The organism is Pseudomonas sp. ES4 (genome assembly GCF_050586665.1).
GTDB classification, from domain to species: domain Bacteria; phylum Pseudomonadota; class Gammaproteobacteria; order Pseudomonadales; family Pseudomonadaceae; genus Aquipseudomonas; species Aquipseudomonas frederiksbergensis.
Map to the genome: position 1 here is coordinate 1 of NZ_JBOBDO010000039.1, position 23294 is coordinate 23294.

Annotated in this window: 20 protein-coding genes; 13 read left to right on the forward strand and 7 right to left on the reverse strand. The window is 60.5% G+C overall.

The window, feature by feature from the left end; all coding sequences use genetic code 11:
* Positions 1 to 147: 147 nt before the first annotated feature.
* The 5 genes from mrdA (at position 148) to qhpG (ending at position 7881) form a co-directional block, all read left to right on the forward strand.
* Positions 148 to 2040 (forward strand): penicillin-binding protein 2, encoded by a 1893-nt coding sequence (gene mrdA, locus ACQ4OB_RS26745; protein WP_430956780.1) that lies wholly within the window; start codon positions 148 to 150, stop codon positions 2038 to 2040.
* 265 nt (positions 2041 to 2305) lie between these two features.
* Positions 2306 to 4210: a sigma-54-dependent Fis family transcriptional regulator gene (locus tag ACQ4OB_RS26750; protein WP_102616635.1), complete on the forward strand. Its 1905-nt coding sequence runs from the start codon at positions 2306 to 2308 to the stop codon at positions 4208 to 4210.
* Positions 4210 to 5928, forward strand: coding sequence for an ABC transporter ATP-binding protein (locus ACQ4OB_RS26755; protein ID WP_430956781.1), 1719 nt, complete (start codon positions 4210 to 4212; stop codon positions 5926 to 5928). Before ACQ4OB_RS26750 ends, ACQ4OB_RS26755 begins: the two co-directional genes overlap by 1 nt.
* Entirely contained in the window at positions 5918 to 6595 is a 678-nt protein-coding gene (gene qhpE, locus ACQ4OB_RS26760) for a subtilisin-like serine protease QhpE (RefSeq protein ID WP_430956782.1), read from the forward strand. Before ACQ4OB_RS26755 ends, qhpE begins: the two co-directional genes overlap by 11 nt.
* Positions 6592 to 7881 (forward strand): flavin-dependent monooxygenase QhpG, encoded by a 1290-nt coding sequence (gene qhpG / locus ACQ4OB_RS26765; protein ID WP_430956783.1) that lies wholly within the window; start codon positions 6592 to 6594, stop codon positions 7879 to 7881. The genes qhpE and qhpG overlap by 4 nt, the downstream gene beginning before the upstream one ends.
* Before the next feature lie 52 nt (positions 7882 to 7933).
* Here the strand turns inward: qhpG and ACQ4OB_RS26770 are convergent, their stop codons facing one another.
* The gene (locus ACQ4OB_RS26770) at positions 7934 to 9424 is read right to left on the reverse strand and encodes an aldehyde dehydrogenase family protein (protein ID WP_074878672.1); all 1491 of its coding nucleotides are present in this window, start codon (positions 9422 to 9424) and stop codon (positions 7934 to 7936) included.
* 273 nt (positions 9425 to 9697) lie between these two features.
* Between ACQ4OB_RS26770 and ACQ4OB_RS26775 the strand changes: the two genes are divergently transcribed.
* Entirely contained in the window at positions 9698 to 9952 is a 255-nt protein-coding gene (locus ACQ4OB_RS26775) for a DUF1652 domain-containing protein (protein WP_074878670.1), read from the forward strand.
* 50 nt (positions 9953 to 10002) lie between these two features.
* Here the strand turns inward: ACQ4OB_RS26775 and ACQ4OB_RS26780 are convergent, their stop codons facing one another.
* Complete coding sequence (locus tag ACQ4OB_RS26780) at positions 10003 to 10359, reverse strand: hypothetical protein (protein ID WP_074878668.1); 357 nt, start codon at positions 10357 to 10359, stop codon at positions 10003 to 10005.
* 344 nt (positions 10360 to 10703) lie between these two features.
* Between ACQ4OB_RS26780 and peaA the strand changes: the two genes are divergently transcribed.
* The 4 genes from peaA (at position 10704) to peaD (ending at position 15263) form a co-directional block, all read left to right on the forward strand.
* Positions 10704 to 12284 carry a quinohemoprotein amine dehydrogenase subunit alpha gene (gene peaA, locus ACQ4OB_RS26785; RefSeq protein ID WP_430956784.1) on the forward strand — a complete coding sequence of 527 codons (1581 nt, stop codon included), beginning with the start codon at positions 10704 to 10706 and terminating at the stop codon, positions 12282 to 12284.
* Between the two features lie 81 nt (positions 12285 to 12365).
* Positions 12366 to 13796: a quinohemoprotein amine dehydrogenase maturation protein gene (gene peaB / locus ACQ4OB_RS26790; RefSeq protein WP_430956785.1), complete on the forward strand. Its 1431-nt coding sequence runs from the start codon at positions 12366 to 12368 to the stop codon at positions 13794 to 13796.
* Between the two features lies 1 nt (position 13797).
* Positions 13798 to 14121, forward strand: coding sequence for a quinohemoprotein amine dehydrogenase subunit gamma (gene qhpC, locus ACQ4OB_RS26795; protein WP_008145336.1), 324 nt, complete (start codon positions 13798 to 13800; stop codon positions 14119 to 14121).
* A gap of 23 nt (positions 14122 to 14144) precedes the next feature.
* Positions 14145 to 15263 carry a quinohemoprotein amine dehydrogenase subunit beta gene (gene peaD / locus ACQ4OB_RS26800; RefSeq protein ID WP_430956786.1) on the forward strand — a complete coding sequence of 373 codons (1119 nt, stop codon included), beginning with the start codon at positions 14145 to 14147 and terminating at the stop codon, positions 15261 to 15263.
* 138 nt (positions 15264 to 15401) lie between these two features.
* Here peaD and ACQ4OB_RS26805 read toward each other — a convergent pair whose 3' ends face one another.
* Positions 15402 to 15803 (reverse strand): lysozyme inhibitor LprI family protein, encoded by a 402-nt coding sequence (locus tag ACQ4OB_RS26805; protein ID WP_076028104.1) that lies wholly within the window; start codon positions 15801 to 15803, stop codon positions 15402 to 15404.
* A 57-nt stretch (positions 15804 to 15860) separates the two neighbouring features.
* Positions 15861 to 16259: a GFA family protein gene (locus tag ACQ4OB_RS26810; RefSeq protein ID WP_430956787.1), complete on the reverse strand. Its 399-nt coding sequence runs from the start codon at positions 16257 to 16259 to the stop codon at positions 15861 to 15863.
* A 309-nt stretch (positions 16260 to 16568) separates the two neighbouring features.
* Between ACQ4OB_RS26810 and ACQ4OB_RS26815 the strand changes: the two genes are divergently transcribed.
* Positions 16569 to 17057: an SRPBCC family protein gene (locus ACQ4OB_RS26815; protein WP_430956788.1), complete on the forward strand. Its 489-nt coding sequence runs from the start codon at positions 16569 to 16571 to the stop codon at positions 17055 to 17057.
* A gap of 395 nt (positions 17058 to 17452) precedes the next feature.
* On the opposite strand, the gene inhA is transcribed toward ACQ4OB_RS26815, so the two are convergent.
* Positions 17453 to 18148, reverse strand: a complete 696-nt coding sequence (gene inhA / locus ACQ4OB_RS26820) for an isonitrile hydratase (protein ID WP_430956789.1) — start codon at positions 18146 to 18148, stop codon at positions 17453 to 17455.
* Between the two features lie 90 nt (positions 18149 to 18238).
* On the opposite strand from inhA, the gene ACQ4OB_RS26825 reads away from it, so the two are divergent.
* Positions 18239 to 19222, forward strand: a complete 984-nt coding sequence (locus ACQ4OB_RS26825; protein WP_430956790.1) for a GlxA family transcriptional regulator — start codon at positions 18239 to 18241, stop codon at positions 19220 to 19222.
* 79 nt (positions 19223 to 19301) lie between these two features.
* On the opposite strand, the gene ACQ4OB_RS26830 is transcribed toward ACQ4OB_RS26825, so the two are convergent.
* Both ACQ4OB_RS26830 and ACQ4OB_RS26835 read right to left on the reverse strand, forming a co-directional pair.
* Positions 19302 to 19691: a hypothetical protein gene (locus tag ACQ4OB_RS26830; protein WP_074878653.1), complete on the reverse strand. Its 390-nt coding sequence runs from the start codon at positions 19689 to 19691 to the stop codon at positions 19302 to 19304.
* Between the two features lie 169 nt (positions 19692 to 19860).
* Positions 19861 to 21687, reverse strand: coding sequence for a glycoside hydrolase family 15 protein (locus ACQ4OB_RS26835; RefSeq protein WP_430956791.1), 1827 nt, complete (start codon positions 21685 to 21687; stop codon positions 19861 to 19863).
* 334 nt (positions 21688 to 22021) lie between these two features.
* Here ACQ4OB_RS26835 and ACQ4OB_RS26840 point away from each other — a divergent pair, with 334 nt between their 5' ends.
* Complete coding sequence (locus ACQ4OB_RS26840) at positions 22022 to 23194, forward strand: MFS transporter (protein WP_430956792.1); 1173 nt, start codon at positions 22022 to 22024, stop codon at positions 23192 to 23194.
* Positions 23195 to 23294: the final 100 nt, after the last annotated feature.

Genomic DNA, 23294 nt, shown 5'->3' on the forward strand with positions numbered 1-23294 from the left:
GCAGTAGCGAAAAAGGCGCACCCGTTAGAAGAAATCCCACTAAATTGACCGCCCGGTTTTTGGTATGGTGCAGCTCGTTTTTTTAACGGACTGATTTCAAGCATACGGATTGGCGCCCCCCTTTTTAGTCAAAGAGCTGCTGCAGAAATGCCCCAACCGATACCCATAAAGGACCACGAAAAAGAGACGCGTCTGGTCAACAAAAGACTGATGGCGTGCGCCCTGTTCGTTGTTGCCATTACCTGCGCGCTGGTCGTGCGCATGTATGTCCTGGAAGTGGTCGAGTTTGACTACCACTCGACAATCTCTGAAAACAATCGTGTCCACGTCCTGCCGATCACCCCCACACGCGGATTGATCTATGACCGCAATGGCGTGGTTCTGGCGGACAACCGCCCCAGCTTCAACCTGACCATCACCCGCGAACGTGCCTCCGATGTTAAAGAGGAGTTGGATGAAGTCGTCAGCCTCCTGCACTTGCCGACAGAAGATCGAGCACTGTTCGACAAGGCAATGAAGCAGGCCCGGCATCCTTTCGTGCCGGTCACTTTGTTCTACGAGCTCAGCGAAGAACAGATCGCCGTGTTGGCGGTCAACGAATTCCGTCTGCCGGGGATCGACGTAGAGCCACAATTTGTTCGCCACTACCCGATGGGCGCGCACTTTGCGCATTCGATCGGCTACGTCGGCCGCATCAACGAGAAAGAGTCCGAAGCCCTGGACACGGTGGAATACCGTGGCACTCAATCGATCGGCAAGACCGGCATCGAAAAATTCTACGAGTCGCAGTTGCACGGCCGAGTGGGTTACGAAGAGGTCGAGACCAACGCTCAAGGCCGGGTCCTGCGAGTGCTCAAGCACACCGACCCGATCCCAGGCAAAAACATCGTACTGAGCCTCGACGTCAAACTTCAGGAAGCCGCCGAGGAAGCATTGGGTGATCGTCGCGGTTCGGTGGTAGCTCTCGACCCGTCGACCGGCGAAGTACTCGCGATGGTCAGCAAGCCGAGTTTCGACCCGAACCTGTTCGTCACCGGAATCAGCTTCAAGGAATACGCCGCGCTGCACGACTCGATCGACCGGCCGCTGTTCAACCGCGTACTGCGTGGCCTCTACGCACCGGGCTCGACCATCAAGCCGGAAGTGGCCATTGCCGGCCTCGACGCCGGCGTCGTTACCCCGCAGACCCGCGTCTTCGACCCTGGTTACTACCAACTCCCGGACTTCGATCACAAATACCGCAACTGGAACCACAGCGGCGATGGCTGGGTGGACATGGACGCGGCGATCATGCGCTCCAACGACACTTACTTCTACGACCTGGCCCACAAGCTGGGCATCGACCGACTGCATGACTACATGGCCATGTTCGGCCTCGGCGAGAAAGTCTCGCTGGACATGTTCGAAGAGTCTGCCGGCCTGATGCCATCGCAAGCCTGGAAGCGTGCCACGCGCCGTCAGGCGTGGTTCCCGGGTGAGACTGTGATCCTTGGCATCGGCCAGGGTTACATGCAGGTCACCCCATTGCAGCTCGCCCAGGCCACGGCACTGATCGCCAACAAAGGTGTCTGGAATCGCCCGCACCTGGCCAAAACCGTGGACGGTGTTGCGCCAGTGGATGACCATCCAATGCCAAACATCCTGTTGAAAGACCCGCGTGACTGGGAGCAGGTTAACCACGGCATGCAAATGGTGATGCACGACGCTCGCGGGATTGCGCGCGCGGCAGCGCAGGGCGCTCAGTACCGCATCGCCGGCAAGAGCGGTACCGCGCAAGTGGTGGCGATCAAGCAAGGCGAGCGCTACAACCGTGCGAAAACCCTGGAGCGTAACCGCGACAACGCCTTGTTCGTCGGTTTTGCCCCGGCTGAACATCCGAAGATCGTCATCTCGGTGATGATCGAAAACGGCGAGGCCGGCGGTCGCGTCGCAGGTCCCGTGGTACGGCAGATCATGGATGCCTGGCTACTCGATCAGGACGGCCACCTGAAGCCGCAATACGCCACACCGAGCAAAGCACCGGGCGCCCCTCACGTGTAAGCGCTCGCTATTTATTCCGTGTGTCGGCGGCTTGAGCCATAACGAAGCCGAGGACGTGCTGCCCACACTTGACTGAGTTGAACCGCAGATTTCTGGACGACGGTGAACTCGTGGGAGCGAGCCTGCTCGCGATGAACGATGACGCGGTGCCACGGATGAAACGCAAGCGCCATAAGGCACTTGCCATCGCCCTGACGTTAACGTAAAGATTGCGCCAGGGCGCTGATCTTAAAAAAGCGCAGGGCGGACCGATCCGGAGCGCTTGATGACGCTAATAAAAACAACTCATCCCACGTTGCACCATGAAGCTCGGCTGGCCCGGGAAAAACTCCATCTCGAGGGCGAAGTCCCGGATGGCGTGTTACGGGCGGAAATCGACGCGTCGTGGCGGCGTAGCCTCAGCCATGGCGTGCATTTCAATGCCAAGCACGAACTGGCGCTGGAATCGAGCGCGAGCCTCGACGTGCTGTTGGCGAGCAATCGGCTGCTGATCGATGCAGCATTGCCGGCCATCGATTACCTGGCCGAACGTCAGGGCAAGGAAGGGCTGGTCATCCTCGCCAATTCCGACGCCACCATTCTAGCTGTCGAAGGCCGGGCCGATCGCCTCAAGGGCAGCGGCCTGCAAGACATCACCCTAGGTGCCTGCTGGAGCGAAGCCGCTCGCGGCACCAACGCGCTGGGCACCGCACTGGTGGAGGCCCGGCCAACGATGATCGATTGCGGCGAACATTACCTCGATCGCCTGACCGATTTCTCCTGCACCTCGGTGCCGATCCATTGTCCGCAGGGCGACATCCTCGGCGTACTCGATCTGACCCGCGAAGGTCCGCTCGGCCGCGTTCACGACAGCACTGCGTTGCTGGCCATGGCCGTCAGCCAGATCGAAAGCCGGGTGTTCAACGCCAGTTATCCGGACGAGATCGTCCTGGCCTTCCACAGCCGTCGGCAGTACCTCGAATCCCCTTGGCAGGGCTTGTTGGCCGTGAGCCTTGGCGGGCAGATTCTCGCGGTCAGCGCCCAGGCCTGTCAGTTGCTCCACGCCGAGCGCTCGGCGCTGGTCGGTCGCCGCTGTGAAGAGTTTCTGGGCGTCGATGGCCTGCAACTTTTGTCGCGTCTGCATCAGGGCGGTGTCGGCAGTCTGCAAACCGCCAAAGGCGAGTTCTTCTACAAAACCCTGCGCGCGCCGCAGCGTACGATCAACGTCAGCACGCCGCCGCGCAGCCCGGCGAAAACCGCCAAAGCACAACCGGATCTCGAATTTCTGGCCGGCAGCAATGTCCGTTATGCCCGAGCCTTGCGCATGGCCCGTCAAGGCCTGGCCAATGAGCTGCCGGTGTTGCTGCTGGGCGAAACCGGCACCGGCAAGGAAGTCATCGCCCGCGCCCTGCACATGGCCGGCACCCGCTGCGACAAACCCTTTGTCGCGGTGAACTGCGCGGCGATCCCCGAAGGCCTGATCGAGTCGGAACTGTTCGGCTACCGCGAAGGCGCGTTCACCGGCTCCCGTCGCGGGGGGATGATCGGTCGGCTGCAACAGGCCCACGGCGGCACCTTGTTTCTCGATGAAATCGGCGACATGCCGCTGGCCTTGCAGGCCCGTCTGTTGCGGGTGTTGCAGGACCGTAAAGTGGCACCGCTGGGTGCCGGTGAAGAGCAAGACATCGACATTGCACTGATCTGCGCCACCCACCGCGACCTCAAGCGACTGGTCGAGGAAAAACACTTTCGTGAAGACCTGTTTTATCGAGTCAACGGCATTAGCGTGATGCTCCCGGCCTTGCGCGAACGTGAGGATTTCAGCGCTCTGGTCACGCGCCTGCTGGCCAGACTGGGTGCGCCGACGATGGTTCTGCATGACGATTTGAACCGCTTGCTCGGCGGCTATCACTGGCCGGGCAACATCCGCCAACTGGAAATGGTCTTGCGCACCGCGCTGGCCATGCGCGAGCCGGGGGACACCGTACTCACCCTCGACCACTTGCCCGACAGCATGCTCGACGAGTTAAGCGCCAGCGAACGTCCTCAGGCCGGCAGCATTCGCGAAAATGAACTGGAGCTGATTCGTCAGTCCCTGGACACTCACCAGGGCAACGTCTCGGCCGCCGCCGACGCCTTGGGCATCAGCCGCGCGACCTTGTATCGCAAGCTCAAACAGTTGCGCTCGTGATGCAGCGCTTGATCGTTCGGCTGATCGACAGCCAGGACCCTGAAGCCCTGCAAGCGGCGTTGCGCTGGCTGTACAGCTTCGTACGGCCCCATCGTCTGGCGATTGCCGGGCTGCTCGGGCTGTCGGTCTGCGCCTCGTTACTGGTGCTGGTCCAGCCTTGGCTGACCAAACTGCTGATCGACGATGGTTTGCTCGCACGCAACTTCCCGATGCTGGTGCTGATCGCCGGACTGATGATCGTGGCCGGGCTGCTGGGAACGCTGCTGTCGGGGATCAACCGTTACCTGCACACGCGGCTGTCCGGGCGGATTCTGTTTGCCCTGCGCGATGACCTCTATCGACATCTGCAAACCCTCTCGCCGAGTTTCTACGGACAGCGCCGAATCGGTGACCTGATGTCGCGCCTCGATGGCGATGTTGCGGAGATCCAGCGCTTTGCCGTGGACTCGCTGTTCTCGGCAGTGTCGAGCGTGATCGGCCTGGTCTGCGCCGTGGCGATGCTGCTGACCCTGTCGTGGAAACTCTCGTTGCTGGCACTGGTGCTGATTCCCCTCGACGTACTCTGGTTGCGCTGGATGCGGCGCAAGGTCGAGCGCGATGTGCGGCAATTGCGCGAGCGTTCGGCGGACATGTCTTCGTTCATGGTCGAGACATTGCCGGTGATGAAATTCATCCAGTCCGCCGGCCAGCAACAGCGTGAATCGCGGCGCCTGGAAACCCTGGGCCAAGGCTACATGAGCCAGTTGCTGCGCCTGCAAGTCACCGAGTTTTTCACCCAGGCGGTGCCCGGCACGCTGACGTCCCTGTCCCGTGCCTGCGCGTTCCTGATCGGCGGGTATTGGGTGGTGCAGGGGACTTGGCAACTGGGCGCGTTGATCGCGTTTTCCACCTATCTGGGCATGGCGGTCGGACCGGTGCAGAGTTTGCTGGGGCTCTATGTCGCGGTCCAGCGAATGACCGTCAGCCTCGGGCGCGTGATGGAGTTGCGCGGTGAAGAACCCACCGTACTCACCCCGGTCACGCCGCAGCCGATGCCGACTTCCGGCGAGCTGCGTTTTGACGATGTGCACTTCAGTCACCCCGGTCGGCCGACAACATTGCGCGGCATCGAAGCGCGAATTCCCTACGGTTTGAAAGTCGCCCTGAGCGGCGGCTCCGGGGTCGGTAAATCGACCCTGATCGACCTGCTGCAACGGCACCACGATCCGCAGTCCGGCCGGGTGTTGCTGGGAGAGGTCGATCTGCGCGAACTTGACCTGTTCCAGTTGCGTCGGCGGATTGCCGTGGTCAGTCAGGACATCGTGCTGTTTCGCGGCAGCCTCGCCGACAACCTCGCCTACGCGGTGCCGGACGCCAGCCGTGAAGCGATTGCCGAAGTGGCGCGGCTGGCGCAACTCGACAGCCTGATCGAGTCTTTGCCCGAAGGCCTCGACAGCCCGTTGGGCGAACGCGGTCAGCAGTTGTCCGGCGGGCAGAAACAGCGCATCGCCATCGCCCGGGCGCTGTTGCAGGACCCATTGATTCTGGTGCTGGACGAAGCAACCTCGGCGGTGGATGAAGCCACCGAGCGCGAAGTCATCGAAGCCATCGACCGACTGTTTGCCGGGCGCACGCGGATCCTCATCAGCCATCGTCCTTCAACCTTGGCGGATGCCGATTTGCGCTTCGAATTGCTCGACGGCGTACTCATTTCAAAAACGGTGCTGCATGAAGCCTGAGCTGCGGATTGGTGTGGTGGATAGCGGGCACTCGGCAGCGCAACGGGTGCAAGTGGTCGCCGGGCGGCGCTTTTCGTTGCTGGCCGATGGAATGGCCGAAAGCGATTTGCGCGACGATCCGCTGGGCCACGGCAGCGCGGTGATCGAGGCCATCGGTCGACGGGCGCCTGCGGCGGTATTTTGCGTGGCTCAGGTGTTCGACCAGCGCGGGGTCACCAGCGCGTTGCAGATTGCCACGGCGATTGACTGGCTGGTGGCGCAGGACGTTCGGCTGATCAATTTGAGCCTCGGTCTGCGGCAGGATCGCAGCCTGTTGCGTGAAGCCTGCGCGGCAGCGGTGGCGCGGGGCATCCTGCTGTGTGCGTCCAGCCCGGCGCAGGGCGAAGGAGTATTTCCGGCGAATTATCCACAGGTGCTGCGGGTGACCGGCGATGCCCGTTGCGCCGAACAGGAATGGTCGTGGCTCAACAGCGCTCAAGCGGATTTTGCCGCGTGTGTGCATGGCACCTATCCGGGGCAGTCCGGCGCCAGCCTCGGCTGCGCGGCGTTGAGCGGGCACATTGCGGGTTTCCTGGTTGAACATCCCGAGGCGAGCAACGAACAGGTCATTGAGTGGCTGCGAGAAAACGCCCGCTATCGCGGCCCTGAACGGCGCTTCGGCGCATGATTCTGATCCTTGGCGCAGGGCCCGCGGGAGCGGCGGTTGCCTTGGGTTTGCGTCGGCTCGGTTATCCCGTGACGCTGGTCAGCGAATGGCGGCGATTTGCGGCGCTGGAAGGCGTTTCCCTTCGGGTGCTGGAAGCCTTGCGTGGCGCGGGGCTTCATCAAGCTTTGGCGGATGCGGCGCTGCCGTCTCAGCGGCAGGTGTCATGGAACGGTCAGCAGCATGCGCAAAACATCGAATTTTTACTGGATCGCCCGAGCTTTGATCGAGGCTTGCGCGAGGATCTGCGCCTGGCGGGCGTTGAGCTGATCGAAGGCCGAGTGCTGACGGTGCAGTCATCGGCTTCGGGGCATCGGGTCGAGGTCGAAGGGCGCGAGGCGCTGCTGGCGGATTTTCTGGTCGAGGCGCGCGGGCGTCAGGCTCCTGCGCTCGGCAAAGGCCTGCGCGGGCCGGAGACGGTCAGCCTGCTCAATCGCTGGCAAGGTGCGCCGGGCAGCACCGCCAGCGCGGTGGAAAGCCTTGAGGACGGCTGGGCCTGGATGGCCCGGCGAGCCGACGGTGAGTGTTACTGGCAATGGACGGTGGACGTGGCCAGTGCTGAGTTGCCGGGCAAAGCGCAATTGCTCGACTACTGTCGTCAACGGCGCCAAGGTTCGGCGTTGGCGCGGGCGTTTTTTGATGTCGAGCCTGAACACGATCTACAGCTGCATGCCCGCAGCAGCACCGCGATTCTGTGCCCGCAGGTGTGTGGCGAGCACTGGATTCGGGTAGGGGATGCGGCGATGGCGGTGGATCCGCTGTCAGGCAACGGGATTTTTCAGTCCTTGTCCTCGGCGTTACAGGCGCCAACGGTGATCAACACGTTGTTGCGCAAACCCGAGCGAGCGGCGCTGGCCCAGCGCTTTCATCAGCAGCGGGTGGAGCAGTTGTTTTTGCGTTTTGCGCGGATCGGGCGGGATTTTTATGCCGATGAGCAGCGGTGGCTGGATCAGCCGTTCTGGCAGGCGCGGCGGCAGTGGCCGGATGCTGAGGTGGCGCATGCCGAGGCGGATTTTTCCTCGTTGAGAATCGAGCGTGCACCGGTGCTGCGCGATGGATATGTGGATGAGGCCGAGGTGGTGATCACGGCGGATCAGCCGCTGGGGATCTGGCATGTGCAAGGGGTTGAGCTGGCGCCGTTGGTGCGGCGGTTGGGCACTGAATCTGCTGATCAGGTATTGGCGGGGTTGACGGTGGAGCAGGGAAGGGGGGTCCGCAGTTGGTTACTGTCGCAAGGCTTCAAACCCTGACACAGACTGATCGTTCCCACGCAGAGCGTGGGAACGATCAAAACGCCGACAATTACAACTTGATCAACACCGACTTCAACTCGGTGTAATGCTCAATCGCCGCGTACCCCATCTCGCGCCCAACCCCGGACATCTTGTACCCACCAAACGGCAGCGCCGGGTCCAGTGCGCTGTGGCAGTTGACCCACACCGAACCGGACTTGATCCGCGGAATCATCCGGTGCACCGCCGCCAGATCGTTCGACCAGATACTCGCCCCAAGCCCATAAGGGCTGTCATTGGCCATGCGCAACGCATCGGCTTCGTCATCAAACGGAATCGCCACCAGCACCGGCCCGAAGATTTCCTCCTGCACCAATGAGTGCTTCTGATCGACATCCACAATCACCGTCGGCTTGACGAAAAAGCCTGGCCCGAATTGTTCGCCGCCGCAGGCGATGGTCGCGCCGCTTTCCCGGCCTTTTTCGATGTAACCGTAAACCCGCTCCTGCTGACGCGCCGAGATCAGCGGTCCCATTTCCACGGTTGGGTCCAGGCCATTGCCGAGTTTCATGGCGTTGGCGATGTCGGCGATGTCTGCCACCACATTGTCAAAATGCTTGCGCTGCACATACAACCTGGAGCCGGCGCAGCACACCTGGCCCTGATTGAAGAAAATCGCGCTGGCGGCACCGGCTGCGGCGGACTTCAGGTCGGCGTCGGCCATGACGATGGTCGGCGATTTACCGCCCAGTTCGAGAGTCACCCGGGTCATGGACTCCATGGCGATCTTGCCGATCTGCTTGCCCACGGCGGTGGAGCCGGTGAAGGTCAGTTTGTCCACCAGCGGGTTATGGGTCAGGGCGGAACCCGCCGTGATGCCGGTGCCGGTGACCACGTTGAACACGCCTTCGGGGTAACCGGCTTCCAGCACCAGTTCGGCGAGTTTCAGTGCAGTCAGCGGGGTTTCGTCGGCGGGTTTGAGCACCACGGTGCAACCGGTGGCCAGGGCCGGGCCGAGTTTCCAGCAGGCCAGCAGCAGCGGGAAGTTCCAGGCAACGATGGCGCCGACCACGCCCACCGCTTCGCGGCGAATGAAACTGTGGAATTGATCGTTGGGCATCAACGGCAACGATACTTCAACGCTGGAGCCTTCAATCTTGGTCGCCCAACCGGCCATGTAGCGCAGGAAGTCGATGGACAGTTGTACGTCCATCACCTGGGCCACCGCCGCACTTTTGCCGTTGTTCAGGCATTCCAGTTGCGCCAGCAGTTCGGCGTCGCGCTCCATCAGGTCGGCGAGTTTCCACAGCAGGTTCTGCCGCTCCCGAGGTCGCGTGCGGGTCCAGGCCGAATCATCGAAGGCCTGACGGGCGGCGAGCACGGCGCGGTCGACATCTTCGGGCGTGGCCCGCGGTACTACGCACAGCACTTCGCCGGTGGCCGGGTTGTGCAGGGGCATGGTCTGGCCGTCGGCGGCTTCAACCCAGTCGCCGCCGATAAGCATGCGCGGGGCCCGCTGGATGAATGCCGAGGTGGCAGGAAGCAGATAAGGGAGTGACATGGCGAGGCCTCTTGTTGTTCGTGAGAACAGGGCTTTCGCAATGGCTGTGCCAAGTGCCCGCAAAGGCAGGACCGCCCTTGGTTGACGGGGTTTGGGGGCTCAAAGGATATCGTGGGCGCTGTGAGGTTGTTGCAAATTGCGACAGCTATGAGACGACGAGCAACCGGGTGGCGACCTTGAGGTGTCGATTATTGAGGATTAAGATTTTCTGGATCGGTGGGTGAAGTGACGGACCGTTCATCCGGCAATACATCTGGCGTGAGGGAGGTATCGATGTTCCTTTCAACACTGGAAATTCAAAACATCATTGAACACAGTTTTCTGCCGTCCGTTTGTACTTGCCACATGGAGGCAGACCAGTCCCTGACGATTCGGGTCTGTGATTGCATGACCGGCAAAGTGGACCTGGTGGCCACCCATGTTCCGCTGTGGACGCTGGACAGTCCTCATGCAATCGCGTCGCTGGTAGCAGACATGCGGCACGAGATCGACGTGCACAAAGGCATTCACCCCACCTTTAATACTTGAACCGGCGTCACGCCGCACCGTTGTAAGACGGTGCGGCCCGCGCCGATTGATCAAGCTGCAAACTTACGGGAAATTTCTTCGAACGTGTCGCCATCCACGGCAGCCAGTAGTTTTCTGCCGTCCTTGAGTGTCGCCAGAAAGGTCACCTCGGTTTCCTTGCCGGCCAGCATGAACCCGGCAATTGCGCCGATGGGCCCCAACAGCATGGCCCCGGCCACGCCAAAGCCGATGGCATCCTTGATGTTGTTGATCGAATCCTCATTGGCCACTTCCACTCGCTTGAACGATGAGAGCGGGAGGGTAATGCCCGGCCATGGATGAAGCGACGTTCTGAGGGTGAAAACGCCGTCTCTGTACTCTCCATCACCTTGCAGAAAGTCCCCCGCCAGGACAGTGATGCTTGCCATTTTCTTATCCCCTGGTGGCAATCGGTGAACGACCATTTCGCGCTTGCAGGGGAGCAACGTCAATCGTCGACCGATGAGCTGTTCCAATCGTGCCATCTATGCTTGTCTCAGACTGCAACACGTGTCGCGATATTAGACGCAGGTAGTCACGTCCAGCGTTGTCGCAATGTCGTTGTTTTATCGTAACTAGTTGATTTAAAAGCTAATCATCAAGCTGGCACGCTCCGTGTATTGCTCATTGCAGACGTTTCTCTTGCCTCCGTCAGCGGTGCGCCGCCGACGGCAGAAACCATAAAAACGATAAGCCACAACAATAAGAAAGCACCGTGCGAGGTTCGACGTTGATGAAGAGAAAACTCCGATCAGGCCTGAGTGCCAGTCTGCTGGCCGTGGCCGCCTGTGTGGCGCTGCATTCGCCTTACAGCCTGGCAGCCCGCGACGCCCAGACCATCCTCAAGGAAACCTGCCAGGGCTGTCATACCCCCGAAGCCGATAACGCCCTGAGTCGCATCAGTCACCAGCGCAAAACGCCGGAAGGCTGGCTGATGAGCATCGCCCGGATGCAGATCATGCACGGTTTGCAGATCAGCGATGACGACCGCCGCACCCTGGTCAAATACCTGGCCGACACCCAAGGCCTGGCCCCAAGCGAAACCGATGGCGTGCGTTACGCGCTGGAACGTCGCCTCAATACCGTCGAGAAATTCGACGACCAGACCAGCCAGATGTGTGGCCGCTGCCACTCCGGTGCGCGGGTCGCCCTGCAACGGCGCCCGGCTCAGGAATGGGAGCGTCTGGTGAACTTCCACCTCGGCCAATGGCCGTCCCTGGAATACCAGGCACTGTCTCGCGACCGCGACTGGTTCGACCTGGCTCGCAAAGACATGGTGCCGCTGTTGGCCAAGCGTTATCCGCTGGACAACCCGGCCTGGAAACAATGGCTAAGCAGCGCGCCGAAAGCCGAGGCGCTGGTGGGCGACTGGAGCTTCAGCGGCCACTTGCCGGGCAAGGGTGAATTGGCCGGCGTGATGAGCGTCACGGCCGATGGCAGCGACACATTCAAAGTCCGCGTCAAAGGCCAATACGCCGACGGCAGTCCGTTCAACGGCGATGGCAGCGCGATTCTCTACACCGGCTACGAATGGCGCGGCAATGTGACCATCGACGGCGTGACCATGCGCCAGGTGTTCGCCGCCCAGGGCAACACGATGCAGGGCCGGATGTTCGAGGCCGAGCACGACGAGCGTGGCCTGGATTTCGTCGCCGCCAAGCAGGGCAGCAGCCATTTGCTGGCGGTGCAGCCGGGTTACCTGAAGGCTGGCGCTGAAACTGAAGTCACTCTGATCGGCAGCGGTCTTTCCGGCAAACCGGACTTCGGCAAAGGCGTGGAAGTGGTCGAAGTACTGGAGCAAAGTCCAGAGCGCCTGCGCGTCAAGCTCAAGGCTGCGGCCAATGCTCAACCGGGTCTGCGCAACGTCACCGTCGGCACGCTGAAAGGTCCGACCCTGTCGGTCTACAGCAAGATCGCCGAAGTCAAAGTCGTGCCCGAATTCTCGGTGGCGCGGATCGGCGACGGCGGCGGTTCGACGCCGAAAGTCCAGGGTCGTTTCGATGCCGAAGCCTGGGGCAAGGGCGCCGACGGCAAGCCGTATCGCATCGGCGTGTTCCCGGCGCAGTGGTCGGTCGAAGCGTTCGACGACCGCGCCAAGGAAGACGAGGACGTCAAGTTTGCCGGCACCATGCAGGCTGACAGCGGCGTGTTCACACCGGGCGATGCCGGGCCAAACCCGCAGCGCAAAATGTCCACCAACAATGCCGGCAATCTCAAGGTGATCGCCGCCGTCGACGATGCAGGGAAATCCCTGACCGGCGAAGGCCACATGATCGTCACCGTGCAACGCTGGAACAATCCACCCATTCCATGAGTTGGCTGATTTGCAGGGTTTCAGACACTTTTTTGGAATGACCGCGAGCCCCGTAGAACGGGGTTTGCACAGGAGGTTGCAATGGGCGCTATTTTGAATCTGGTCGAGCGGAATCTGCACGAAGTGCACGTCGATGCCGACCGCATGCTGTTTCACATTCCCAGCAGTTCGCTGTTCGCCAGCGATGAGCTGACCGGCACCATCATCGATACCTTACGCGGTCCCGGCTGTTCGTCGGACGAGCTGATCCAGCGCCTGGCCGCGCGCTTCAACGGCGAGGAAATCACCGAGACCCTGCGCGAGCTGATGGCCCTGGAACTGGTTAGCGACGGCTCGCCGCTGACCCCGGACATTGGCACCAAACGGGTCGAGCGCACGGCGATCAATACCGTGGTGCTCAACGTCAATACCGGCTGCAACCTGAGCTGCACCTACTGCTACAAGGAAGACCTGGACAAGCCGTCGGCCGGCAAGAAAATGGACGTCGAAACCGCGGTCGCCTCGGTGGAAATGCTGTTGCGTGAATCGCCGGACGAAGAGCGTTTCACTGTGGTGTTTTTCGGCGGGGAGCCGCTGAGCAATCGCAAGCTGATCGAGTACATGGTCGACTATTGCGAGAAGCGTTTCCGCGAGGCCGGCAAGTTCGTCGAGTTCGTCATGACCACCAACGCGACGCTGCTCACGGAAGAGACCGTCGACTACCTCAACGCCCACCGTTTCGGCCTGTCAGTCAGTATCGACGGACCGAAAACCGTGCACGACCGCAACCGCATCACGGTGGGCGGGCAGGGCACGTACGACGTGGTGCGGCGCAAGGCTGAAATGCTGCTGTCGCGCTACAACAGTCGTCCGGTTGGGGCTCGAGTAACGCTCACCACTGGCGTCACCGACGTTGAAACCATCTGGGATCACCTGTTCAACGAACTGGGTTTTGCCGAAGTCGGCTTTGCCCCGGTGACTTCCGGTGACATCAGCACTTTCAACCTGTCCAGCGACGAACTGATCGAAGTCTTCGCCAATATGAAGAAGCTCGGCCGGCGTTATCTGGAAGCGGCGCTGGAGCATCGCAATATCGGTTTCTCCAACCTGCACCAGTTGATCACCGACATCCACGAAGGCCACAAAAAAGCCCTGCCGTGCGGCGCGGGCCTGAAGATGCTGGCGGTGGATCACAAAGGTGAATTGAACCTGTGCCACCGCTTTACCGGCTCTTCCTTGCCTACTTTTGGCAATGTCCATAGCGGGGTGAAACAGGTGGAATTGAACGACTTCCTGTCCCTGCGCCTGGACCGCACCAACACCGGTTGCGAGGACTGCCAGATCCGCAACCTCTGCTCCGGCGGCTGCTACCACGAGAGCTACGCACGTTACGGCGACCCGACCCACCCGACCTATCACTACTGCGAACTGATGCGTGACTGGGTCGACTTCGGCATTGAGGTCTACACCCGGATCATGGCCCACAACCCTGCGTTTATCAGCAGCTACATCACTCCGCGCAAGGCTCACTGATATGAAACATCTCAAGGCAATCAATAACAAAGCGCTGAAACTGGATGAGGCCGCGGCCGAGAACCGTATCGAAGAAGTGGTGGCGATGAGTTCCGTCGCCGGCTGCGCCTCGACCACCGACCCGGGTTGGGAAATCGACGCCTTTGGCGGTGTGTCGTCGCTGTGCCAGCCGATGGAAGCCGACCTCTATGGCTGCTCCGACCCTTGCTGGTGGCCGGCCCAGGTGCCCGACATGATGAGCACCTACCCGGACTGGAACAAGGATGCCCAGGCGTCCAATGAGAACTGGCGCAACCTCGGGACTGTCTTTCCCAAAGACAAATAATCGGACAGAAGAAGGATTCCAGCATGCTTCGCACTAAAGCCTGCGGCCTGGCCGCTTTCGCCGTCCTGAGCGCCTGTTCGCTCAACGTTCTGGCCGATGAAAACACCGCCCTGCAAAGCGGTCACGAATACATGGTGACCACCAATTACCCGAACAATCTGCACATCATTGATCTGGCTACCGACAGTCTGTTCAAGACCTGCAAAATGCCGGACGCTTTCGGTCCTGGCACCGTGCAGCTGTCGCCGGATCGCAAGACCGCCTACGTGTTGAACAATCACTACGCGGATGTCTACGGCGTTGAACTCGACAGTTGCAAGCAGGTGTTCCACGCCAGCATCACCCAGCAGCCGGGGGAGAAAGCCAGGTCGATGTTCGCCTTCACCGTCAGTCATGACGGCAAGGAACTGTTCACCATCGCCAACCCGACGTTGATGCTCAATGATCGCTACGAAGTGCAGCAACCGCGCCTCGATGTATACGCCACCAACGCTGGCATGAACGCCAAACCCGTGCGCAGTTTCCCGGCGCCACGGCAGTTGACCATCATGCAGAGTGGGGACGACGGCACGCTGTACGTGGCCGGGGCGGATGTCTACAAGGTCGATGTGAAGACCGGCAAGTTCGACGTGCTGATCCCCAGTCGCCACTGGAAACGCCCGAACTACAGCGCGCCGGACGTACTCTACGTGTGGAACCAGCAGACTTATCGCCATGACTTCTCGCTGCTCTACACCGCGGCGAAATTCAAGGACAAGAAGCAGGACCCCGCGACCGCCGAGTACCTCTACGGGCTGTTCAGCATCGACCTGAAAACCGGCAAGACCGAAACCACCGACTTCGGCCCGTTGACGGAAATCTACTTCAGCGGCATGCGCTCGCCGAAGGATCCGAACCTGATGTTCGGCGTGCTCAACCGTCTGGCAAAGTACGACATCAAGGAGAAGAAAATGCTCCAGGCGGCGACGCTGGATCATTCCTACTACTGCATTTCGTTCAACAAGGACGGCAGCAAGATTTATCTGGCGGGGACGTTTAATGATGTGGCGATTTTTGATCCCGAGAGCATGAAGCAGATTGGCAGCATCAAATTGCCGGGTGGGGATATGGCGATCACCACGGCGCAGGTTTTTGTCCGGTAATAGCGGGGTCTGAACTGACGCCATCGCGAGCAGGCTCACTCCCACAGGGTTCAATGATGTTCACACAATAGTGATCACACTGAGATCCACTGTGGGAGCGAGCCTGCTCGCGATGAGGCCCTTACAATCACCGAAGCATCAAGCCCCAGGCACCGGGCAACTCAAATCCCCCTCCTGACACTTCAGATAATTCTTGAAAGTCTCAACCCGCGCCTTGGTCAACTCAGTGATGCAATTGCTGTAGATCAGCGGATACACACTCCCGCCTTCGACCCCGGCGCTCGAGAACTTGCACTCGGCATCCCGAAACGCAATCCACGAACGCTGCGCCCCGATCAGCAGTTTTTTACTGTCGGGGTTACTCTTCAGTCGCTCATTGATCTGCTGGTAAAGCGCATTCAACTCCTTGTCCGCCGTCTTGTGTTGCTGTGCCGCACATTGATTCATCGTCGCTTGATCGGTGGCGTTGTCGCAGTCCACAGCATAAGCGGCAGTAGTGAACAGCAGAGGCGTCAGCGCCAGGAGAAAGCGTGGGTGCATGGGGATTCTCGCTGTGACAGGTAAGTTGGGATGCAGTTATGTGCCGTATCCGGCGCTCTATGTTTGCCATTCAGGGCATTTTTTAATCAATTCATAAGCAAGCCACGGCACGTCATGTGTCGTCCAGATATGCGCCTGAGGCGTCATTTTCGGATCATCGTCCAGCGTCGCCACACGAATAATGACGTGGGGTTGGGCCAAGCGTTCAGCCATCAAGTGTGAACCGCAGACCGAGCAGAAATGCCGAAGCTTGCCCGGTGACGATTCGTAGCTGCTCAGGCGGTCCTGGCCTTTGGTCCAACGAAAATGTTCGCGCATGACCCCGGCTGTCGAGGCGAATGCCGCCGCGTGTGCCTTGCGACAGGTTTGGCAGTGGCAATGACTGATGGGCATGTCGAGGCTATCGAGTTCGTACTCGATGGCTTTGCACAAACAGCTGCCATGCAGGCTATTCATCGCGTACTCCTGATTGCGTGAGGGTGGCTACCGGCAGCAAAGCGTCAGCCGTGGCTTCGATATCGTAGCGCCAACGCAGCTTCTACAGCCAACCGTGCAAGTGAAAGCTGCATGAATCGTCCTGGTCTGAGTCAACGTCGCCCTGAACGTTAGCAGTTTCGGGCGCTGACTTTCGTCTTCAAACCAGAACTTACACCTTGAAATGCAGCCGAATATTTCAGGTAGGGTTGATTGCGATACCCGATTGATACAACTTTAGGGTTGGTCTTGTGGTCTTACAGGCCTACTGTTCAGTACAGGAGGTGACTTATGAATCCAGCATCAGATCGTATCGAAAGGAAGATCCTGCTCAAAACGCCGCGCTCGCAGGTATGGCGTGTGCTGGCCAATGCCGAAGCCTTCGGACAGTGGTTTGGCGTGGCGCTGGAGGGCAAGCGTTTTGTCGCCGGTGAGTGGACCCAGGGGCAGATTACGTACCCGGGTTATGAGCATTTGTTGTGGAACGTACTGGTGGAGCGGGTCGAGCCGGAACGGGTGTTTTCGTTTCGCTGGCATCCGTACGCGATCGAGCCCGATATCGATTACTCCCAGGAACCCACCACACTGGTGAAGTTCGAGCTCGAAGACCTGGATGAAGGCACGTTACTCAAGGTCACCGAGTCCGGTTTCGATCACATCCCTCAGGCGCGCCGGCTCAAGGCGTTCCGCATGGACAGTCGCGGCTGGGATGAGCAGATGAGCAATATCGAAGAATTTCTCAAGGTCAATGCCAAGGAACGCGAGCGTCAGTCAGAGTGATGGCTGCATGTTCGAATGGTGGCTGAAACACCGGTCGTTTCTCGAGATGCACACTTTGTCGGCTGAATGTCCGCTGCAAGCCGCTAAATTCGCGGCTTCAACGCCTGAAACCTTACCCGTCTAAGGGTTTTCGGAAGGGTGGCTATAGCGAATGTCCTACACGCGATGGTTACTATGTCGTCTATTGCACATTGGATCCTAAGCGTAATCTGGCTTCATCAACCGAAGCACAGGAAGTGCTCGGGATCACGGATGATCGACCATAAGCAAGGAATCGCTGCCGACAGGGAGTCGTAATGGTCTTGGGAAACCCGCTTCGGCGGGTTTTTTTTCGCCTGCCGAAACCTGCACCCCTTAGGGCCGGCAGCCAAGCCTTGGCTGCCGGCCGGGATGGATCAGCGTGCTGGCAACTGATCGAGTTTCGCCGCCGCGCGCTCGGTGATTTGCGAGCGCAGTTTCAACGACCCTGCGGCGCGTTCACGGGCTTCCTCCAGCACGCTGGCCGGGGCCGTCTCAGGGCTGCCCGAGGTAAACGGCGGTGCCGGGGCGTATTCGAGCTGCAACTGCACCAGCTCTGCCGTGTCCTTATCGAACAACTCCGCGGCCAGGGTCAGGGCAAAATCGATACCCGCCGTGATCCCGCCACCGGTCAGAAGATTTCCGTCGCGCACCACCCGATCCTTCACCGGTATCGCCCCCAAAGGCGCCAACAATTCGTGATAGGCCCAGTGAGTGGTGGCGCGTTTGCCTTTCAACAGACCCGCTGCACCCAGCACCAGCGCGCCGGTACACACCGACGTCACGTAACGCGCGTTGGCAGCCTGCGTCTTGATGAAGGCCAGCGTCTGTTCATCCTCCATCAACGGCCCGACGCCAGCGCCGCCAGGAATGCAGATCACATCCAGCTGCGGGCAATCGTCGAACGTGGCGGTCGGTTTCAGCACCAGGCCGGTGCTCGCGGTGACGGGCATCAGGTCCTTCCAGATCAAATGCACCTTCACGTCCGGCAGCGAGGCCAGTACGTCGTAAGGGCCGGTGAGGTCCAGTTGCTGAACCTGTGGAAACAACAGAAAACCGATCTGCAACGTCATGGCATTTTTCTCATGAAGTGGGTGGACGCCTTCACTTTAGGCTCGTAGGATTTGGCGTATACGCCAATAACCCCACGAATTACGCCAATCATGCCGAAAACCATTCACGTGCTCGCCTTTGCCAATGTGCAATTGCTCGACGTCACCGGGCCGTTGCAGGTGTTCGCTTCGGCCAACGATATTTCCCGCCAGCAAGGTTTTCCGCCACCTTATGCGCCGACGGTGATTGCCAGCGGCGGCGGGGCGGTGATGTCGTCGGCGGGGCTGGCGCTGTTGGCCGAACCGCTGCCCGAAGTGGCCAGTGACACGTTGATCATTGCCGGTGGCTGGGGCGTTTACGACGCGGCGCGAGATGAACCGCTGGTGGCCTGGGTACGTGAACACGCGATGGGGTGTCGGCGGGTATCGTCGGTGTGCACCGGGGCATTTTTGCTGGCGGCCAGCGGCTGGCTCGATGGCCGGCGGGTGGTCACTCACTGGAGCCGTTGCGAGCAGTTGGCGCAGCAGCATCCGCGGCTGCTGGTTGAGCCCAATCCGATTTTCATCAATGACGGCCCGGTCTGGACCTCGGCTGGGGTCACTGCCGGTATCGATCTGGCGCTGGCCATGGTCGAAGAGGATCTTGGCCGCACAATGGCCCTGGAAGTCGCCCGGCAACTGGTGGTGTTCCTGAAACGCCCCGGCGGCCAGTCGCAGTTCAGCGTGACGCTCTCTTTGCAAAAGGAAGGCAACCGTTTCGACGAACTTCATGCCTGGATCAGCGAAAACCTCACCAAGGATTTGGGCATCCCGTCCCTGGCCTTGCAGGCCGGCATGAGCGAACGCAGTTTTGTCCGCCATTACCGCGCCGACACCGGCCAGACGCCGGCCCGGGCCATCGAACTGATTCGGGTCGAGACCGCCCGGCGTTTGCTCAGCGATACCGGCGTGCCGATCAAACGGGTGGCGGTGCAATGCGGATTCGGCAGCGAAGAGACGCTTCGACGCAGTTTTCTGCGGGCCATGGGCGTGACCCCGCAGGCCTATCGCGAGCGTTTCAGCGTCAGCCTTCCAGTAGATCCAGTAATGCCTTGACCGTTGCCTCGGGCGCTTCTTCGGGAATGTGATGCCCGACGCCCGCCGGTGAGGTGGGCGATGTCTTCGCCTGTTTTTCCTAGGCTTCGATTTCCGCGACCTGATTGAAGTACTTCGACCGATCCGGCGTAAACGTCACCACCATGTTGGTCCGCGAACAGGTCAACGCCCGTTCTTCACTCAAATCGATATCCAGATCCTCCCCACGCAACCCTTGCCACTGGGCGAGGTACTTGAGGGATCCGTACTTTTCGAGCTTTTTCAGGCTGCGGCTGACGCCGCCTTTCCAGCCCAGCACCGGCAGTTCACCGGCAAGGCAGCGTTGGGCGAGTTCGGGGAAACGGGCGGCGCGTTGGCGGCCGATTTCCCAGCATTTGATCAGGCCTTTGTCATGGGCTTCCCACAATTCGTCGCGGTTCAGTCCGGACCTGAGAGGGGTGTCAATGCTGCGGTGGATGCGCTGGGTCATTCGGTTTCCTTGAATTCGGGTTTTGTTGGACAGCTCCGCTGTACCCGTTGGTGGTCGATGGTAGGGGGGGATGTAACGGCTGGCAACAAAGGATTTTCTGGTAGTGGGCGCGGCTGTTGTTTATGAAATGTCAGGCCTTGGCCTACACAAAACCTGTGGCGACACGGCCTCAAGGCTGCCAGAAACTCTTCTCCCCACTCAATTTCCGATCCAGGAAACACGCCGCACTGATCAGTGCCAAATGCGTCAGCGCTTGCGGCGTATTGCCCAGATGCCGCGCATGGCTGTCGAACTCTTCGGCGTACAACCCCAGCGGGTTCGCATACCTCAGCAATTGTTCAAATTCCAGATGCGCCTTTTCCACCCGTCCGGCGCGGGCCAGGCATTCGACGTACCAGAATGAGCACGCGGCGAAGGCGCCTTCTGTGCCGTCGAGGCCGTCGATCCGGGCGTGATCATTGCGATAGCGGTAAACCATGCCGTCGCGTACCAGATGCTTTTCGATGGCGTCGAGGGTCGCGAGCCAGCGCGGGTCTTTGGCGCTGACGAAGCGCACCAGTGGCATCAGCAGCATTGAGCCGTCGAGGGCGGTGCCGCCGATGTACTGGACGAAATGCCCGCGCTCTTCGTTCCAGAAGTTTCCCCAGATGTCCGCGTAGATCGCCTGTCGGGTCTGGTCCCAGCGCGCGAACGGGGCGGGCAGCGAGCGTTTTGAGGCGAGGCGAATCGCTCGGTCCAGTGCGACCCAGCACATCAGCCGCGAGTGCAGAAAGTGATGTTGTTCGCCGCGCATTTCCCAGATACCGACGTCCTTTTGCTCCCAGGTTTCGCAGACCTGATCAACCACTTCTATAGTGTGTTTCCAGCCTTCATGGGAAATGGCGTCGCCGTATTTGTTGACCAGGTACACCGCGTCCATCAGCTCGCCGAAGATGTCGAGCTGGACCTGGTCGTAAGCCTGATTGCCAATCCGTACCGGGGTTGCGCCGCCATGGCCGGCGAGGTGCGAGAGTTCGAATTCCGGCAATTCCTGACGACCGTCGATGGCGTAGAGGATGTTGAGCTTCGTCGATTTGCCTTGGCAGTCACTGACCCTGCCGCGCAGCCAGCGCATGTAATCGTTGGCTTCCTGGACGAAGCCCAGGCGCATGAACGCGTAGACCGTAAACGAAGCGTCGCGGATCCACGTGTAGCGGTAGTCCCAGTTGCGTTCGCCGCCAGGCGTTTCCGGCAGGCCGAAGGTCGCGGCGGCGAGGATTGCGCCGTGTTTGCGTGAGGTCAGCAGCTTCAGCGCCAGGGCCGAGCGATTGACCATTTCCCGCCAGCGGCCACGGTAGTTGCATTGGCCGATCCAGTCGCGCCAGAACTTCAGGGTGCGTTCCAGGCAGATCGCGGCGACGCCTTCCTTGAACCGAGGGTCGTCGATACCGCCAAGCATGAATTCGGCGGTCTGGCCCTGTTCGAGGGTGAATTCGGCGACTGCGGCATGGCCGTCGATACGTAAAACCTGGTCTGAAGACAGGCGCAGGGACGGCTGATTGGCGGCCTCGAAGGTCACGTCTTCTTCATCCATGCGTGCGCGGGTCTTGGCGCGAGCGTAGTCATGGTGCACGGCGCAGCGCATGTAAATCGTTGCCTGGCCGCTGACCACACGCACCCGGCGCATCAGCACCGGCGTGTCATCTTCGCTGTCGCCAATGGGCAACAGGTCGGTGACTTCGACGACTGCGCGGTCGCTGAGCCAACGGGTTAGCAGCACATTGGTGTCGGGCAGGTAAATCTGCTCGCGGCGCGCGTCGGGTAAATCCGGGGACAGCTGGAAAATCCCGGCCTCAGGGGTGTCCAGCAGCGAGCAGAAGATCGACGGGCTGTCGAATTCCGGCCAGCAGAAAAAGTCCACGCTGCCCTTGTCGTTGACCAGTGCCGCGCTGCGCATGTCGCCGATGATGCCATGGGCATCGATAGCACTTTGCCGTTCGGGATGATGATCAGCCATTGCCGCGAAACTCCTGATAAAGGCTCAGGGTGACTTGGTGGTCGAGGGAGATCTGCATGAGGGTTAAGGCCTCGGGTGAAGGGCTTAACTAGCTGACTGGTTTGAGCGGTAGAGAGTTCAGTTACCCGGAACAGCAAGGTGACTGTGCCGGCCTTATCGCGAGCAAGCTCGCTCCCACAGTTGATCTCTAGTGCCCACAAATAGAGTGTTCACAGTAGATTTACTGTGTGCGAGCTTGCTCGCGATGGGGGCTTCACATTCAACCAACAATTAGCAGCTTTCCCCTTGATCAGCCTTTGTGGCAACTTGCAGGCCCTTGTTGAGACCTGCACCTATGGCAAACCCTTACCGCGAGCTGTTCAAAGCCCCAGGCAGCTGCGCCTTTGTGCTGGCCGGGATGATCGCGCGGATGCCGATTTCCATGACCGGCATCGGCCTGATCACCATGCTCTCGCAGTTGCAGGGCGGGTATGGATTGGCCGGCGCCGTGGCGGCGACGTTTGCCTTGGCCACGGCGTTTTGTGCGCCGCTGGTTTCGCGGCTGGTTGACCGTTTCGGCCAGCGTCGGATCTTGCCCGTCTCGGCGCTGATCGGTGGCGGGGCGTTGTTGCTGGTGTTGCTTTGCACGCGCTTGCAGGCGCCGAACTGGACGTTGTTTGTGTTCGCAGCGCTGGCCGGTTGCATGCCGAGCATGTCGGCGATGGTGCGGGCGCGCTGGACCGAGGTGTATCGCGGCCAGCCTGAACTGCAGACCGCTTATGCGCTGGAGTCGGTGCTGGATGAGGTCTGTTTTATCGTCGGGCCGCCACTGTCGGTGGGGTTGTGCGTGGTGGCGTTCCCCGAGGCGGGGCCGTTGGCGGCGTTGCTGATGCTGGCGATCGGCGTGACGGCGTTTGTGCTGCAACGTGACACCGAGCCGGCGATTCATCCCCATGAAGAGCATCATCAGGGCTCGATCATTCGTTCCCGCGAGATTCAGTTGCTGATGCTGCTGATGGTCGCCATGGGCAGCATCGTCGGCGTGGTGGACGTGGTCAGCGTGGCGTTCGCCCAACAGCAGGGCCAGCCGGCGGCGGCGAGCATTGTGTTGTCGGTGTATGCCATCGGCTCGTGCATGGCGGGGCTGGCGTTCGGGGCGTTGCGCTCGAAACTGCCGTTGCCGCAACTGTTCCTGTATGGCGGGGTGGCGACGGCGGTGACCACGCTGCCGTTGCTGCTGGCGACGAACATTCTCGGGCTGTCGCTGGCGGTGTTTATCGCCGGCCTGTTCTTTGCGCCGACGCTGATTGTGGCGATGGCATTGGTGGAGCGCATCGTGCCACCGGCCAAACTCACTGAAGGCCTGACCTGGCTGGTGACCGGGTTGAGCATTGGCGTGGCGATCGGCGCGGCCAGTTCCGGCTGGCTGGTGGATGCGTTCGGCGCGCGCAGCGGATTCTGGGTGGCGATTGCGGCTGGCGTGGTGGTGCTCGGTTCCGCAGTCCAGAGCTTCCGCCACTTGAAATAAAGAACCCGTGTAGGAGTGAGCCTGCTCGCGATAGCGGTTTGTCAGTCAACTTGATGGTGACTGACACACCGCTATCGCGAGCAGGCTCACTCCTACAGGG